Source organism: Saccharopolyspora oryzae (assembly GCF_027853915.1).
Classification (GTDB): Bacteria; Actinomycetota; Actinomycetes; order Mycobacteriales; family Pseudonocardiaceae; genus Saccharopolyspora; species Saccharopolyspora oryzae.
This window is the reverse complement of the sequence record NZ_JAQGLA010000015.1, coordinates 74,308-89,818: the sequence shown is the minus strand read 5'-3', so window position 1 is coordinate 89,818 and position 15,511 is coordinate 74,308. Positions and strand designations below refer to the sequence as shown.

16 protein-coding genes are annotated in these 15,511 nt (G+C 67.7%); 7 read left to right on the top strand and 9 right to left on the bottom strand.

Translation table 11 applies throughout. The features are described from left to right. Positions 1 to 76: 76 nt before the first annotated feature. Entirely contained in the window at positions 77 to 490 is a 414-nt protein-coding gene (locus tag OU415_RS13275; RefSeq protein ID WP_270949008.1) for a universal stress protein, read from the top strand. A 6-nt stretch (positions 491 to 496) separates the two neighbouring features. Here the strand turns inward: OU415_RS13275 and OU415_RS13270 are convergent, their stop codons facing one another. The 3 genes from OU415_RS13270 to OU415_RS13260 all read right to left on the bottom strand — a co-directional run bounded on the left by OU415_RS13270 (position 497) and on the right by OU415_RS13260 (position 4,102). Continuing rightward, positions 497 to 1,348 carry an SAM-dependent methyltransferase gene (locus OU415_RS13270; RefSeq protein WP_270949007.1) on the bottom strand — a complete coding sequence of 284 codons (852 nt, stop codon included), beginning with the start codon at positions 1,346 to 1,348 and terminating at the stop codon, positions 497 to 499. Between the two features lie 449 nt (positions 1,349 to 1,797). Beyond that, a complete protein-coding gene (locus OU415_RS13265; protein ID WP_270949006.1) occupies positions 1,798 to 2,193 on the bottom strand; it encodes an MmcQ/YjbR family DNA-binding protein in 396 nt (131 codons plus the stop codon). A 16-nt stretch (positions 2,194 to 2,209) separates the two neighbouring features. Further along, positions 2,210 to 4,102, bottom strand: a complete 1,893-nt coding sequence (locus tag OU415_RS13260) for a heavy metal translocating P-type ATPase (protein ID WP_270949005.1) — start codon at positions 4,100 to 4,102, stop codon at positions 2,210 to 2,212. Positions 4,103 to 4,208: 106 nt separating this feature from the next. On the opposite strand from OU415_RS13260, the gene OU415_RS13255 reads away from it, so the two are divergent. After that, on the top strand, positions 4,209 to 4,553 hold the full coding sequence (locus OU415_RS13255) for an ArsR/SmtB family transcription factor (protein ID WP_270949004.1): 345 nt from the start codon (positions 4,209 to 4,211) through the stop codon (positions 4,551 to 4,553). 58 nt (positions 4,554 to 4,611) lie between these two features. After that, positions 4,612 to 6,048, top strand: coding sequence for a glycoside hydrolase family 76 protein (locus OU415_RS13250; protein WP_270949003.1), 1,437 nt, complete (start codon positions 4,612 to 4,614; stop codon positions 6,046 to 6,048). A gap of 22 nt (positions 6,049 to 6,070) precedes the next feature. On the opposite strand, the gene OU415_RS13245 is transcribed toward OU415_RS13250, so the two are convergent. Further along, positions 6,071 to 7,144, bottom strand: a complete 1,074-nt coding sequence (locus tag OU415_RS13245; protein WP_270949002.1) for an alpha/beta hydrolase — start codon at positions 7,142 to 7,144, stop codon at positions 6,071 to 6,073. Positions 7,145 to 7,779: 635 nt separating this feature from the next. On the opposite strand from OU415_RS13245, the gene OU415_RS13240 reads away from it, so the two are divergent. After that, positions 7,780 to 8,220 (top strand): hypothetical protein, encoded by a 441-nt coding sequence (locus OU415_RS13240; RefSeq protein WP_270949001.1) that lies wholly within the window; start codon positions 7,780 to 7,782, stop codon positions 8,218 to 8,220. A 131-nt stretch (positions 8,221 to 8,351) separates the two neighbouring features. Here OU415_RS13240 and OU415_RS13235 read toward each other — a convergent pair whose 3' ends face one another. Together OU415_RS13235 and OU415_RS13230 are read right to left on the bottom strand one after the other, a co-directional pair. Next, entirely contained in the window at positions 8,352 to 8,642 is a 291-nt protein-coding gene (locus OU415_RS13235) for a hypothetical protein (RefSeq protein ID WP_270949000.1), read from the bottom strand. Between the two features lie 903 nt (positions 8,643 to 9,545). Next, entirely contained in the window at positions 9,546 to 9,845 is a 300-nt protein-coding gene (locus OU415_RS13230) for a hypothetical protein (protein ID WP_270948999.1), read from the bottom strand. 377 nt (positions 9,846 to 10,222) lie between these two features. Between OU415_RS13230 and OU415_RS13225 the strand changes: the two genes are divergently transcribed. Genes OU415_RS13225 through OU415_RS13215 form a run of 3 tightly spaced genes read left to right on the top strand, consistent with a single transcriptional unit; the run spans position 10,223 to position 11,539 of the window. Then, complete coding sequence (locus OU415_RS13225; protein WP_270948998.1) at positions 10,223 to 11,077, top strand: helix-turn-helix domain-containing protein; 855 nt, start codon at positions 10,223 to 10,225, stop codon at positions 11,075 to 11,077. Between the two features lie 4 nt (positions 11,078 to 11,081). Continuing rightward, positions 11,082 to 11,279 carry a DUF397 domain-containing protein gene (locus OU415_RS13220; protein WP_270948997.1) on the top strand — a complete coding sequence of 66 codons (198 nt, stop codon included), beginning with the start codon at positions 11,082 to 11,084 and terminating at the stop codon, positions 11,277 to 11,279. A gap of 44 nt (positions 11,280 to 11,323) precedes the next feature. Beyond that, entirely contained in the window at positions 11,324 to 11,539 is a 216-nt protein-coding gene (locus tag OU415_RS13215; protein WP_270948995.1) for a DUF397 domain-containing protein, read from the top strand. Between the two features lie 67 nt (positions 11,540 to 11,606). On the opposite strand, the gene OU415_RS13210 is transcribed toward OU415_RS13215, so the two are convergent. The 3 genes from OU415_RS13210 to OU415_RS13200 form a co-directional block, all read right to left on the bottom strand. Next, the gene (locus tag OU415_RS13210) at positions 11,607 to 13,304 is read right to left on the bottom strand and encodes a formate--tetrahydrofolate ligase (RefSeq protein WP_270948993.1); all 1,698 of its coding nucleotides are present in this window, start codon (positions 13,302 to 13,304) and stop codon (positions 11,607 to 11,609) included. After that, entirely contained in the window at positions 13,301 to 14,143 is an 843-nt protein-coding gene (locus OU415_RS13205; protein ID WP_270948992.1) for a methylenetetrahydrofolate reductase, read from the bottom strand. The genes OU415_RS13210 and OU415_RS13205 overlap by 4 nt, the downstream gene beginning before the upstream one ends. 130 nt (positions 14,144 to 14,273) lie before the next feature. Further along, positions 14,274 to 15,476 (bottom strand): glycine cleavage T C-terminal barrel domain-containing protein, encoded by a 1,203-nt coding sequence (locus OU415_RS13200; protein WP_270948991.1) that lies wholly within the window; start codon positions 15,474 to 15,476, stop codon positions 14,274 to 14,276. Positions 15,477 to 15,511: the final 35 nt, after the last annotated feature.

Genomic DNA, 15,511 nt, shown 5'->3' with positions numbered 1-15,511 from the left:
TGGACGGTGGCGCAACGGGTGGGGCTGGCCTACCATCCGGGCGAGATCGGCCAGCCCCGTCGGGAGGAGCCCCGCGATGCCGCAGACCGTCGTTGTCGGCGTGGACGGATCGGACGAGTCGGTACGAGCCCTGCGCTGGGCCGCCAACCAGGTCCGGGAGGTCGGCGGGATCGTGCACGCGGCCATGGTCTGGCACCAGCCGGTCCAGTTCGGCTACCGCCTGCCGACCCCGGACAGCGAGCTGGAGGACCGGGCGCGCAAGTCCCTGGACGCAGCGGTCGACAAGATCAAGGGCGAGTTCCCGGCCGTCGACCTCCGGGCCCGGCTCATCCGGGGCCACGTCGTCGACGAGATGGTCGGCCTCTCCAAGCAGGCGGACATCCTGGTGGTGGGCAACAAGGGCCACGGAGCCTTCACCGGCATGCTCGTGGGTTCGGTGGCGCTGAAGCTCGTCCACCACGCGGCCTGCCCAGTGGTGGTCGTCCGCTGAGCGCGTTCAGGTCCGGCCAGCGGGGAGTTCTGCGGTGAGCAGCGTGCCGACCTCGGTGAGACCGCGCGCGGTGGAGTTGAGCTCCCGGCCGTAGCGCTGGGCGACGGTGGCGAGCTCGTCGCACTCGACTGCCCAGCCGAGCTCGGCGAGCAGGACGTCGGGTGCGGGGCGGTTTTCGTGGCTGAAGATTTCGTCCAGGCCCACGCCCCAGCTCTGCGAAGCGCTGACCGATTCCTCGTCCAGCAGCTGCTTCGTGACCAGGTGCTCGACCGCGATCCGGCTGCCCGGTGCGGAGTTTCCGGTGACCTCGCGCAGCAACCGCTGCTCGGTCGCGGCGTCGAGGTAGGGCAGGAGTCCTTCCGCGAGCCAGGCCGTGCGCAGCGCTGGGTCGAACCCGGCTTCGCGCAGCGCGGCGGGCCAGTCGTCGCGTAAGTCCGCCCCGATGGCGTGGCGGGTGCAGTTGGGTCGGGCGTGTTCGGCGGCGAGGACTTCGTCCTTGTACGCAAGGACTTTCGGCTGGTCGATCTCGAAGACCCGGACACCGGGAGGCCACGGCAGCCGGAACGCCCGGGTGTCCAAACCGGACGCGAGGACGACCGCCTGCTCGGTGCCGGCCTGGACGAAGAAGTCGTCGAAGTAGCGGGATCGCAAGCCGATGTAGTCGACGGCGTCCCGGAACCTCGGGTCGAAATCGGACTCGGCGGTCGGCACCGCTGCTCCCGCCGCGCGCGCCAGCGCGGCCGCGTACGGATCGTCGATCAGCCGTGCATCGCGCGCGGACTCCAACGCGCGGGCGGCGGCGACCATCAGCGCGGTGACCCCGACCCCGGACGAAACATCCCACTGCTCCTGCGACATGTGCATCCCCTCCGCCCGAACTGTGCCTCACCGAACGCCCGGAAACCACGGCTTCGCCGGAAGAAGTCCCGCACGTGCCAGGAAGATCACAACCCCTCCGCGACCCCGTTCAACCGGGTGGTGTCGATTTCGCGCGAGAGTGACACCACCCGGTTGAACGGTCACTCGCGCTCCGGCTGCGGACGCATCGGCTCCGCCGGGGGAGTCCGCAGTTTCAATTGAAACTGCGGTTTCAACGGAATTCGGGTGCCCGACACGCCGACACCTGTGGACAAGTCCGGCTCCCTGTGGAGAACTTCCGCAATTTCAATGGAAATTGGATGTCCAATTTCCATTGAAATTCCGGAGCCCGGAGCCCGGAGCCCGGAGCCCGGAGCCCGGAGCCCGGAGCCCGGAGCCCGTGTGCGGTTGGAGGTGAGCTTCTTGCGGAGTTGACGCCGCGTCGGGGGTCAGGGGGTGGGGTGGTCGTACTCGGCGATCGCTCGTTTGGTTGCGCTCATTCGCCAGGCTTGTTCCAGGAGGGCGGCGATCTCGGTCCAGTCCGGGGCCGATTTCTCGTCCAGGTTCACCCCGACCCAGCCCCTCGGACCGAGGTAAGCGGGGACGAAGTAGCGGGTGTTGTCCGCGACGAGGGCTTCCTGCTCGCCGGGCGGGGCCTTGACCGCCAGGGCCAGGCGTCCGTCGCCGTGGTGGTCGGTGAGCAGCCAGGCGAACCGCTTGCCGCGCGACAGGAATCCGGTGTGACCGTGCGAATCGTCCACCTGCACACCGGGGAAGGCCGACACCAGCTCCACGAGCCGGGTGCGCACGCGGAGCCGGTCGTCCTCGTTCCAGGTGATCGTCATGCGGCCACGGTAGCGGTCAGCTGCGCCAGGCGCGTTCGCTGAGCAGGCGCAGGCCGTTGAGGCCGACGATGATCGTGGAACCTTCGTGCCCGGCCACGCCCAACGGCAGCGGGAGGTTGCCGACCAGGTCCCACACCACGAGCACGGTGATGAACGCGCCCGCGATCACCAGGTTCTGCTGCACCAGCCGTCGAGCCCGCCGGGACAGGTCGACGACCTTCGGCACGGCGGCCAGCTCGTCGCGGACGACCACCACGTCCGCGGTCTGCAGCGTCAGGTCCGAGCCCGCGCGGCCCATCGCGACCCCGCAGTGCGCGGCGGCGAGCGCCGGAGCGTCGTTGACGCCGTCGCCGATCACCATCGTCGGCTGCGCGGATTCCCGCACTGCCGCGACCTTGTCGGCGGGCAGCAGCCCGGCGCGCACGTCGGAGATGCCCACCTCGCCCGCCACCTGGGCGGCGGTGCGCTCGTTGTCGCCGGTCAGCAGGACCGGTTCGGCGCTGGTCAGATCGCGCAGCGCCGCCACCGCGCCTGCGGCGTCCGGGCGCAGCCGGTCTGCGATGCCGAGCGTTCCGACTACGGCGTCGTCCACGGTGACGATCACCGCTGTGTGCCCGGCGTCTTCCAACTCGGCAGCGGCTTCAGCACCTCGCGGGCTGGTCACGGCCACCTTCCGGCCGTCGACGGTGGCCGACACGCCGTGGCCGGGGGTGGCCCGGAAGTCCTCGGCCGCGGGGATCGCCAGCCCCTTCCCGTGGGCTGCTGCGACGATCGCGCGGGCCAGCGGGTGTTCGCTGAGGTGCTCGGCGCCCGCGGCCAGCGCCAGGACCTCGTCGGCGTCACGACCTGCTGCGGGGTCGACCCGGACAACTCGCGGCGCGCCTTCGGTGAGCGTGCCGGTCTTGTCCAGCGCCACCCGCTCGACCTGCCCCAGCCGCTCCATCACCACCGCCGACTTGACCAGCACGCCGTGGCGTCCGGCGTTGGCGATCGCGGACAGCAGCGGCGGCATGGTCGCGAGCACGACGGCGCACGGCGAGGCGACGATCATGAACGTCATCGCGCGCAGCAGGGCGCTTTCCAAGGTGTCGCCGAGCAGCAGCGGCACCGCGAACACCGCCAGCGTGGCCAGCACGACGCCGACCGAGTAGCGCTGCTCGACCTTCTCGATGAACAGCTGCGTCGGCGCCTTGGTCTCGCTGGCCTCGGCGACCAGCGCGACGATCCGCGCGATGACCGACTCCGAAGCGTCCCGGACGACGCGCACGCGCAGGGCCCCGGTGCCGTTGAGGGTGCCCGCGAAGACTTCGTCGCCGGGCTGCTTGGCCGCCGGCAGCGGCTCGCCGGTGATGGTCGCCTGGTCGACGTCGCTGCTGCCGTCGACGACCTCGCCGTCCGCGCCGATCCGCTCGCCGGGGCGCACCACGATCACATCGCCGACCTGGAGTTCCGCCGTGTGCACGGTCTCCTCGACGCCGTCGCGGACCCGGACCGCGGTCTCCGGGGCGAGGTCGAGCAGACCGCGCACGGAATCCTCGGTGCGGGCGGTGGCGAAGGCCTCCAACGCGCCGGAGGTGGCGAAGATGACGATCAGCAGCGCGCCGTCGGTGATCTGCCCGATCGCGGCGGCTCCGAGGGCCGCGACGATCATCAGCAGGTCCACGTCCAGGGTCTTCTCCCGCAACGCCTGGAGCCCGGCGTAGGCAGGTTCCCACCCGCCGGTGACGTAGCAGACCAGGTAGAGCGCCCAGTAGAGCCAAGTCGGGCCGCCGAGCAGCTGCACGGCGAGGCCGAGCAGGAACGCGATCAGCGCGGCAGCGGCCCACCGCGCTTCGGGCAGCGCGAGCAGGCCGCGGCGGGTCGGTGCCGCCTCGGTTCGGGTCGGTGTTCGGTCGGTGACTGCGGTCATCACGCGCCCTTCCGGCGTCGGGACAGCCGGCGTGCTGTCGGAGGAGGACAGTACATGAACATCTGATCAGTCATTCATATGTCCCTCGGTCGTTAGACTGCCGGGCATGGGTCATGTGGTCAAGCGCGAGGAAACGCCCGCGGCGCGGCTGGATGCAGCCTCGGCGAACTCCGTCGCGGAGACCCTCCAGGCCCTGGCCACCCCGTCCCGCCTGCTCATCCTCAGCGAGCTGCGGCAGCGCGAGATGGCGGTCGGCGAGCTGGCCGAAGCGGTGGGCATGGAGCAGTCCGCGGTGTCCCACCAGCTGCGCCTGCTGCGCTCGCTGGGGCTGGTGGTCGGCAACCGCTCCGGCCGCAGCGTCGTGTACTCCCTCTACGACAACCACGTCGCCCAACTCCTCGACGAGGCCGTCTTCCACATCGAGCACCTGCGCCTGGGCATCCGCGACTGAACCCCGCGATACCCGGCGCGCGTGGTGGAGGCGGCTGGTTCTCGAGGCAGGAGGGTTCATGGGGGCAGTGATCCGCAGGGCTTCGCTGGCGATGGCCGCCGCGGTGCTCGCCGCTTTCCCTTTCGCAGAAACGGTTTCGGTCGCACGCGCGGACTCCGAGGTGTGCAACAGGGAGTGCGACGCGCTCGATCCGTCGAAGGCCACTGGTGACCGCACCCCGGTCAGCACGACGCTGCACGGCCGGACCATCGGATTGCACGTCGACGACGGCAATGCGATGGGCTGGGCCACGATCGACGACGCGAGCGCCGGCGACGAGATCTGGCTGGACCGGTCCTTCGACGGCGGGAAGACGTGGGACGGCAGGCTCGGCGTCACCGAGGCGCCGGAGGGGAATCCTGGCTGGCGCAGCCAGATGTACAACGTCGACGACTGGGCGAACCGCGGGATCGGTGCGCTCCGCGCGTGCGGGAAGGCCGCCGACCGCCCGGAGATCGCCTGCACCCAGTGGGCGCGCTCGGACTGGAATTCCTCCAGTCCGAGCAAGGCCGCCGCGACCGCGACGATGATGCTCTTCGACCGCGACACCGGGCTCTTCGAGGGCAACGCCTGGTGGAACGGTGCGAACGCGCTCACCGCCGTCATCGACAACATGCGGGTGACCGGCATGCGCAGCTACGAGTACGCGATCGCCGAGACCTACGACCGCAACATCAACAGCCACGGCGGCAACTTCACCAACGAGTTCCTCGACGACACCGGCTGGTGGGGCCTGGCCTGGGTGGCGGCCTACGACCTCACCGGCGACAGCCGCTACCTGGAGACGGCGAAGGTCGACGCCGACCACATGAACGACCACTGGACGTCGGACTGCGGAGGCGGGGTCACGTGGAAGACCGACAACGGCTACAAGAACGCCGTCACCAATGAGCTGTTCCTGCAGCTCAACGCGGCGCTGCACAACCGGATCCCGGATGACACCCAGTACCTGGAGCGGGCCCAGCGGGAGTGGGACTGGTTCCGGGGCAGCGGGATGATCAACGATGACAAGCTGGTCAACGACGGCCTGGACGCTTGCAAGAACAACGGCCAGCAGACCTGGAGCTACAACCAGGGAATCCTGCTCGGCGGACTGGTCGAGCTGAACCGCGCGACGGGTGACGACGGTCTGCTCGAGACCGCCCGCGAACTCGCCGACGCCTCGACCAAGGCCGAGGCCCTGCACAAGGACGGCGTGCTGACCGAACCCTGCGAGTCGGGCGACTGCGACCCGGACGGCCCGTCCTTCAAGGGCGCTTACGTTCGCGGCCTGGGCGTGCTCAACGACGCCCTGCCCGACCACCCCTACGCGGGATACCTCAAGCACCAGGCCGAAGTCGCCTACGAGCACCGCAGTCCGCTGGACATGTACGGCGTGCACTGGAACGGCCCCGTCGACAAGATCTCCACCGGCCGCCAGCACAGCGCGTTGGACCTGCTCAACGCGGCCCGCTGACTCCCGCTGCCGGCCGTCGGGATCAGCTCTTGGTGATCGAGTCCGCGAAGGCCAGCGCCGGTTCGAGCTGGGCGACGGCGACCCGCAGGTCGTGCCCGGCGTGCGGCACGACAGCCAGGGTGGTGCGCCCACCGGCCGCCTTGACCGCGCGGTACATGTCCTGCGTCTGCTCGTGCGGGACCACGCAGTCGGAGTCACCGGCGGCGAAGTTGATCGGCGGGAGCTTGCTCGCGGTGGGCAGGTAGGTGGCCGGGTTGGCTTCGAAGGACTTCTCCAGCGTGCTCTGCAGCGGACCCCGGAACCAGATCGACTCGGGCGAGTTCGCGACGTCGTGCTTGAGCACCTTGCCCTTGCACGCCTTCGGGGTGTCGGCCTCGAACTGAGCGCCCATCTTCCCGAAGTCGTACGGGCCGTACCAGGCGACGGCCCCCTGCACGGCGCTGGACACCCCGGGGTTGCCGAGACTGTCGTCGTCGAACTGGGTGCGCTGGTCACCGGTGACGGCGAGCAACGTGGCCATGTAGGCACCCGAGGACGGGCCCCAGGCGATGAACCGGCCGGGATCGATGCCGTACTCGGGAGCGTGCACCCGCAGCCAGCGGACCGCGGCCTTGACGTCCTGCGCCCCGGCCGGGAAGGGGGCCTCGCAGCTGAGCCGGTAGTTGAGGCTGGCGACCGCGTACCCCCGCGCGAGCTGCGACGACACCACGTGCAGGTTCACCGGGTGCGACTTGTCGCCCTGGATGAACCCGCCGCCGTGGATCAGCACGATGAGCGGTGCGCCGCCGGGATCGGCGTGCGCCGGCAGGTAGAGGTCGAGCTTCTGCGCGGCTGAGATGCGGGCGTACGCGAGGTCCCGATGTGCCGGCCGGGGCGCCTGCGCCGGGATGGGCAGCGGCCGGTCGGGTGGCGCCAGGTCGGAAGCGGTCAGCGGATTGCAGTGCTCGGAGAAGGACGACGTGCTCGGCGAGATGACCTCGGCTTCGGAGTGCGCCGAATCGCCCGCCCCGTCAGCACAGGCGGTCACCAGCAGGACAGCGGCGAGCAACCCCGCCCGGCGAGCGAAGCGCCTGGTCAACCCGTCTCGAGCACCCACAGGACGAATCCTCCCCGCTAACCCGTGCTGGTGAAAACCTAGCCACCCAGCACCCGATCCGCCCAGTACCAGCGGCCAAACGGAGGGCAGCTGTGACGGAACCGACCAAGCGGCGTGGGTCTGCTGGCTGGTCAAGCCTGCTGTGTCGGGAGGCTACGAACGCCGGGATGCGAACTTGCGCTGTGCTTCGGTCACCGATAACCAGCGCGCTTCGAAGCGAGCTTTCTCATCACGCACGATTGCGCCGAACCCAGAGAAACTGCACCTCACGTCAGACACTTGCGATGATCTTATGCCTGGTGGACGGGGATATCGTGCAAGATTACCTGCATGATTCACGTTGATCACGCTTCGCCACAGCAGAAGATCCACGACGTCGGTAACACGTGGTCGCGCTCCGACCGGGACCTCTCCGACGGCACCGTCAGCGATGGTGACGGCACCGATTGGCGAGTCAACCAATGAACCCAGGCGGGCCAGGCGTACCACCACACCGTTATCACGTTCCGGTCGGCAGACCGATGTATCACGAGTTTATGGCGATACCGTCGCGGCTCGCGCAGAAAATCCAGGTTTCGTCAGTCGTAATTGGATCATCGTCGATCGCTTTGAGTGTCCTCATCGGAGTTCTGATCGTGGCGATCGGCTACCAGCTACCCACAGCGACCTGGGCGACAACCGGACTCGTAACCGCGATGGGCGGCATCTCGTCGTTCTTCTGCTTCTTTTCCGGTCTTACCTTGACGTTCACACCGATCTATTTGAAGAACGGGCACCTCAACGTGACCTTCACTGCCAGGGCGCGGCGAGTGCTCGTCACGCTGTGCGGTGGTACGACATTCACAGCGATCATCTCCATCCTCTTCTTTGCTGGCACCGTAAACGCATCGGTCAAGAGCGCCGGGGATCCCATTTATCGCAAGTTGATCGGTGACCAACCAGTCGGCTACACCCCATCTGCTATCGGCTACATGATCCTGCTCGGAGTGCCGTTTATGCTCTCGGTCTTCAATATGGTCATCGGCTGGCGGCTCCTTCGCCCGGCCCCAGCACTACTGCGCAAATACGTCACATGATGGCCATGTCCTTTGAGAGGCTCCAAAGGTCCCGGACAGGAACCGACCAGGCGGCGCAGCGGGGGAGGCAGTTTCAACTAATACTGCGGACCTGCCGGAGAAGCTGGTGTTCCTGCCTGGGGGTTTCGCGGTCAGTTGGTTCCGGAGAACGCGACCACCACACCAACGAAGAGCAGCAGCAGGTAGATCCAGAACAGGATTTGGGTGACGGTGTGCCGAACGCCCATTGCTGCTGCGAGAAGTCCTAGGCCGATCGCGGCTGCAAAGCCGTAGATGATGACGCCGAACCCCACGAGGCTCTGGTCGATCTGGAGCAGGTCAGCTCCCTGCGCTTTCCAGGCCGCGAACGGCGCGACTGAGATGCCCCACGCGCCGAGCCCGATGATGAACGCCGGCCAACCGAGGGCGTGTCCGAGGGCCACGGTGGCTTTGTCCGAACGACGCGGAGGTTGGGAGGGGTTGCTCATGGGGCAGCTCAGTCCGTCGGTGGGTGCTGTGTGGCGGCAGTGTGGCACGGTCGAAGCGGGGTGATCAGAAGTCGTCCGCGTGCGTCGCAATCGCCCCGCCCGGCAAGATCGGTGCTTAGCCGGGCGCCCCACTCCGAATCCCTAACGAGTTCGGTGTGGGGCGCGTCGCAATAGAAGGTGCGGGTGACCGTTCCTAGTTCGAACGTCCAAGTCCGATTATCAAGAAGACGACACCTACGATTGTGGTTAGTACGCCTGTGGCCAAGGCGATCTTGCCAAGAAGGCTCTTTCGTCCGAAAGCAGCGCCGAGGATCGCGACAGCTGCCCAGCAAGGAACCAACCAGACCACGGTCCAGAACATCGCGAAGGGAAGAGCGACGCCACCCGATCCGTGTCGAAGGTTGCTGTCGATCATCGCCGCCCAGACCGTGAGTCCAGCCAGTGCCAGCACCCCAGCCGCAACCGATCCCATGGTGCGAGCAAGCGTCGACTGCCAACCTGAGCGAGTGCTGTTCACTCGATTGCCTCCCTGAACCGGATTGGCTCACCCTCGGGGTCCTGTCTGGCCCGTGACGACCCTGGCGATGCCATCAACCGTATGTGCCTAGCGTGGGATGTGACTTGGCGTCGGTCTCCGCGTAGGGAATCTCTGAGTTGACATCGAGCTCCTGCGCCTAGGATTTCAAGACTGGTGAACGACGCCTCGATTCCTGGATGGGGTAGATCCGATTTCAGGCCAATTCGGCCTTTGGCCGACGAGGATGGGACCGACCGGACGACGCGGCGGGGGAGTCGCGCCGTCCGGTCGGGAAGGCCCGGTGCTGGGTGTCGGGGAGGGGCGACCAGCACCGGGCCGGTCTACAAGCGCCGCAACCCGGCGAGGATCCGCCGCAGGACCGCGGGGTTCGGGGCTTCGGGCGGGAGTGAGGGCCTGGGAGTTTCCGAGGTCTCGTGGTCGTCCACAGGTGTTCTGAGCCGGTGGCGACCACTGCTGGTCTCGGCTTCGACTCGGGCGATCAGATAGCGCACCGTCAGTGCGCCTTCTCCGCCTCCGGCGTGTTGCGGCCGACGTGAGAAGAAGTAGACCGTGCAGCAGAGCGAGAGTGCGGCGGCAGCCAGGACGGCGATCGCCCAGACTGCGACGACCTGCGTGCTCATCCCTTCACCGCCTTCAGCTCGGAGTTGCAGAGCTGGCACGATGGGGCTCGTATCCAGTCCACTTCGGATGGTTCGGCGAGAGCGAAGAGGTTGCCGCAGAAGGACTCCCCGTTCGCTCCCAAGTCGATGCGTCGGCCTCGGAAGGCGTGGCGAACCAGTCCGTAGTCGCTGGAATCGTCCACGACCGGAAGCCAGTGGTAGCGAAGCTGGCTGCTCATCGGCGTCATGGCGGCTCCCATTCCTGATGCGTTGGGTGATCGCTTGGTGACCGTGAGTTAGACGGTAATTGTTACCCGGTAACGATGTCGATGTTCGCGGCTCCGATCCGCCTGAACAGGTGATCTCAGGAGTTCGATCTCCCGTGCGAAGCTGTGCGCATGGCAGGAACCGCACGGCAAGTGCACTTGGGGCGCCAGCTCCGGCAGCTGCGGACCAACGCGGGTTTGTCCCTGGATGAAGCGGCTGCGCACCTGGAGAGATCGCGGGCGACGGTGGGACACTGGGAGCGCGGGCACTCCAGGGTGTCCGCGAAGGACCTCGATGCGCTGCTCGAGTTCTACGACGCCCCGGAAGACCTGGTCGAACAGCTCCAGCAGCTTCGCCGGGAGAGCGGACAGCGTGGCTGGTGGCAGAGCTACAAGCTCCCGGCCTACCTCGCGCCGTTCGTCGGGTTCGAAGCCGAAGCCAGCGAAATCTTCCACTACGAGCTGGGTGTTGTCCCCGGATTGCTGCAGACCGAGGCGTATGCGCGTGCCGTGCACGAAGCGGGACGCCTGGCGTTGACCGAGTCCGAGCTGCAGAACTGGGTGAACGTTCGGCTGAAGAGGCAGGAGCGGTTGGACGAGGGCGGTGGGCTGGCGCTGCACGTCGTGATCGCCGAAGAAGCACTTCGCCGTGTCGTCGGATCGCGAGCGGTGATGGCTGAGCAGCTGCACCACCTGGCCGACATCGCGAAGCGACCGACCGTGAACATCCAGGTGCTGCCCTTCGACTCCGGTGCGCACGAAGGGATTCACGGCCCGATCCTGCTGCTGCGGTTTCCGGACTCGGCCCAGAGCGATGTCGCCTACAGCGACACGGTACTCGGCGGGCATGTCATAGACGACCTGCGCGACGTTGCCGAACTAGCGCGTCTCTTCGCATCGTTGCAGGCCCGAGCACTTCCTGAAGGAAATTCATCCGATCTGCTGCGTAGCATCGCCCACGAACACGACCAACGTGCGAAGGAGTAGTGCGATGCGCCCGGAACCCGTGTGGAAGAAGGCAAGTCGTTCCGGACAGGCGAACGCCTGCGTCGAAGTCGCGACGAACTTGCCCGGCTTAGCCCTCGTCCGCGACTCGAAGTTAGGTGCGTCGTCGCCGATCCTCAGCACGACCGACGCCGCGTTCGCGACCTTCATCAGCGAGGTGAAGGCCGGTACTTTTGAAATCTGAGCATGGCCGGCAGACGTTCCAAGGAAGCTTTCGAAGGAGCTGACGTGAACCACGTTGACCGGGCATCCGACTTAGCAGTCCAGTGGCGCAAGAGCAGCCGTAGCGCTCAAGGCTCTGAGTGCGTCGAGGTCGGTGGTACCGCTGAATTCACCGCGGTCCGCGACTCGAAGGCTCCGGCCGGTCCTGCACTGCTGCTGGCCCCTAGCGTCTTCGGGAGCTTCGTCGGCTCGGTGAAGTCGGGGCGCTTCGACCTGGTTTGAGGTGCACCTCTGCTCGAAGGGCCCCTCCGGCCGCTGGTCGGAGGGGCCCTTTCGCCTTTCGGGTCGGTCAGCTGAGGCCGGTGATCTGGCCGTGTTCGTCGATGTCGATGGACTCCGCTGCCGGGTGGGAGCCCAGGCCCGGCATGGTTCGCATCTCTCCGCAGATCGGGTAGATGAAGCCCGCGCCGACCGAGGCCCGGACTTCGCGGACCGGGAGGGTCCAGCCCGTCGGGGCTCCGAGCAGCGTCGGGTCGGAGCTCAGGGACAGGTGGGTCTTGGCGATGCAGACCGGGAGGTTCCCGTAGCCGTTGGCCTCGTAACCGTCCAGGGAGCGGGCTGCTGCTGGGAGGTAGGAGACCGCTGCTGCTCCGTAGATCTTCGCCGCGATCGTCTCGATCTTGGTGCGGAGGTCCGCCGAATCCGGGTAGAGCAGCTGGAAGCCGCTGGGCTCTTCGGCGGCTGCCACGACCGCTTCGGCCAGTTCGACCGCGCCCTTGCCCCCTTCGAGGAAGTGGTTGCTGACCGCCACCCGGGCGCCTTCGGCCTCCGCGATCTCGCGGATCGCCTCGTGCTCGCTGCGGTAGTCGGTGGGGAAGGCGTTGATCGCCACCACCGGGGACACGCCGTGCAGGCGGATGTTGTCGATCTGCTTGCGCAGGTTCGCCGCGCCCGCTCGCACGTCGTCGGGGTTCTCCGCCAGCATCGCCGCAGGCAGCGGCTTGCCCGCCACCACCTTGTAGCGACCGGAGTGCGCCTTCAGCGCGCGCACCGTCGCCACCAGGACCGCCGCATCGGGGCGGAGACCGGAGGTGCGGCACTTGATGTTGAAGAAGCGCTCGGCTCCCATGTCCGCGCCGAAACCCGCCTCGGTCACCACGTAGTCCGCGCAGCGGCTGGCGATCCGGTCGGCCACCACCGAGGAATTGCCGTGCGCGATGTTGCCGAACGGGCCCGCGTGCACCAGGACCGGCGTGTTCTCGGTGGTCTGCATGAGGTTCGGCTTGATCGCCTCGCGCATGATCACCGCCATCGCCCCGCCCGCGCGCAGCTGCTCGGCGCTGACCGGCCGCCCGTCGCGGGTGTAGCCGACCACGATCCGGCCCAGCCGCTGCCGCATGTCCTGCAAGGACGTCGACAGCGCCAGCACCGCCATCACCTCGCTGGCCGCGGTGATGTCGAAACCGGTCTGCCGGGGCGTTCCGTCGACCCTGCCGCCGAGGCCGGTGACGATGTTGCGCAGGTCGCGGTCGTTGACGTCCAGCACCCGCCGCCAGGTGATCCGGTGCGGGTCGATGCCGAGCGAATTCCCCTTGTGCAGGTGGTTGTCCAGCATCGCGGCCAGCATGTTGTGCGCCGCGGTGACGGCGTGCATGTCGCCGGTGAGGTGCAGGTTCAGCGCCTCCATCGGCACCACCTGGCTGTAGCCGCCGCCGGCCGCGCCGCCCTTGATGCCGAACGTCGGGCCCATCGACGGCTGCCGGATCGCGACCGCGGAGCGCTTGCCGAGATGCCGCAGCGCCTGGCCGAGACCGACCGTCGTGGTCGTCTTGCCCTCGCCCAACGGGGTGGGCGTGATCGCCGAGACCACGACGTAGCGGGCCGTCGGCTCTTCGGGCAGCTCGTCGAGGGCCTCCAGGGAGATCTTCGCGACGCTGCGCCCGTACGGCTCGAGCAGGTGCGCGCCGATGCCCAGCTGCGCGGCGACCTCCTCCAGCGGCTTGAGTGCGGTAGCGCGGGAGATGTCCAGGTCGGAGGGGATGTTCATGCCGGTACCTCCCGCAATCTGGCGACCAGGTCGTGGCGCCACTGCAACGTCTTCGCGATCTCGTTGAAGGTGAAGAAGTGCCAGCCGGCGATGCCGTAGGAGGGGTCGACGAGGTGGGGGGAGAGCTCGTCGAACAACTCCTCCGGGGTGTACCGGGTCAGCAGCTTCGTCACCATGCCGTGCTGCTTGCGCAGGTACCGCATCGATTCGCCCAGGCCGATCTTCAGCGAGATCCGCAGCAACCGGTGCGCGTCCACCACGCCGGGCACCCCGACGTGGATCGGCAGCGACACCCCGCGGGCGCGCACCGCCTTCACCCAGGACGCCACGGTGTGCGGGTCGTAGCAGATCTGGGAGACGACGTAGTCGGCGTAGCGGGACTTCTCGTTCATGGCCCGGATCGCCGAGGCGTCGCAGATGAACGCGTGGCGTTCCGGGTAGCCGGTGATGCCCACCCGCGCCGGACGCCGCCCGAGCTCGTCCATCGCGCGCAGCATCGCCAGGGCGTCCGGGAACTCCCCGCGCGGTTCGGGGGAATCCCCGGCGATCGCGAACACCTCGGTGATGCCGAGCGCGTCGATGCGGTCCAGCAAGGCGGTCAGGTGCGCGCGGTCGCGGATCATCCGGGCGGCCAGGTGCGGCACCACGTGCAGGTCGCGCTCGCACAGCTGGGCGGCCAGGTCCATGGTCGCGTCCAGGCCCTTGTGCGGCGACGCCGTGACCGTCACGGTGGTCCCGTCCGGCAGCATTTCCGCTTGCGCGACAACACCTCTCAGCGGAATCACCTCGAACCGGGCGTGGTTCAAGGACTGCTCCAGAACTTCGGCGTTGGTCGTCATCGCAACCTCACCACCTCGTCCTGCCCGTGGTGTCGTTCGGCCTGGGCAGGTTCCCGTGAGTACTTTGGGTCGCTATAGCAGCCCAAAGTGCTCACGGGTCCGTGCCGCACTGCTGCGCCGGTCATGTCGGTCAACCTCCCTGCGCAGTGCGGACCAGGGACTTGGGGATGTCCTTGGTCGGGTCCAGGAACGGCTTCTCCACGACGACCGCCTCCTGCGGGCCGTGCTGGGTGTCCACCCTGAGCTCGGTGCCCAGCTCCTCGTAGGCGATCGGCACCATGGCGTAGCCGATGTTGCGCTCCAAGCGCGGCGAGTAGCAGGCCGAGGTGACCTCGCCGATGCGCAGGCCGTGCGGGTCGTGCACGTCGAAGACGTCGACCATCTCGCCGTCGTTGAACGACCCCACGCCCGGTCCGCCGATCTCCACGCCGACCAGCTTGCGGCTGATGCCCTCGGCCTTGATCCGCTGCAGCGCGGCCTTGCCGATGAAGTCCGCTTCCTGGTCCAGGTCGACCATCCAGGTCTTCTCGAAGCCGTAACCCACTTCGAACGGGTTGGTGTCGTAGGTGATGTCGCAGCCCCACGACAGGATCCCGGCCTCGATGCGCCGGATGTGGCACGGCCCGATCACCCGCATGCCGTGCGGTTCACCGGCCTCCCAGATCGCGTCCCACAGCTGCACGCCGTCGCGGCTGGCGTTGTGCAGGTAGATCTCGTAGCCCAGCTCGGCGGTGTAGCCGGTGCGCGAGACCACCACCTGCATGCCGTCGAGCTCGCGCTCGACCGCGTAGTAGTAGGGCACGTCCAGGATGGACTCGCCGAACAGGTCCACCATCACATCGCGCGACTTCGGGCCCTGGACCTGCACCGGTCCCACGTCGGGCTCGCGGATCTGCACGTCCATCCCGAGGTTGTGCGCCAGGCCCTTGGCCCACAGCAGCACGTCGCTGTCGGCCAGCGACAGCCAGAAGTGGTTCTCGCCGAGCCGCAGCAGCACCGGGTCGTTGATGATGCCGCCGTCCTCGGCGGTGACGAACACGTACTTGCACTGCCCGACCTTGCACTTGGTCAGGTCCCGGGGCACCAGCATGTTGGTGAACTCGAACGCGTCGGGGCCGGTGATCTCCACCTGCCGCTCGACGCCGACGTCCCACAACGTCACGCCCTCCAGCAGCGCCCAGTACTCGCCGATCGGATCGCCGTAGTGCCGCGGGTGGTAGGTGTGGTTGTAGACGCTGTACAGGCCGACGCCGTGCCGCCGCGAGGCGTAGAAGAACGGCGACTTGCGGATTCGCGGGTAGAGCAGGACTCCGGGGTTCGGGTTGATGCTCATGGCTGGCTCCTAGAGGTCTCCTGTGGTGGGTAGCC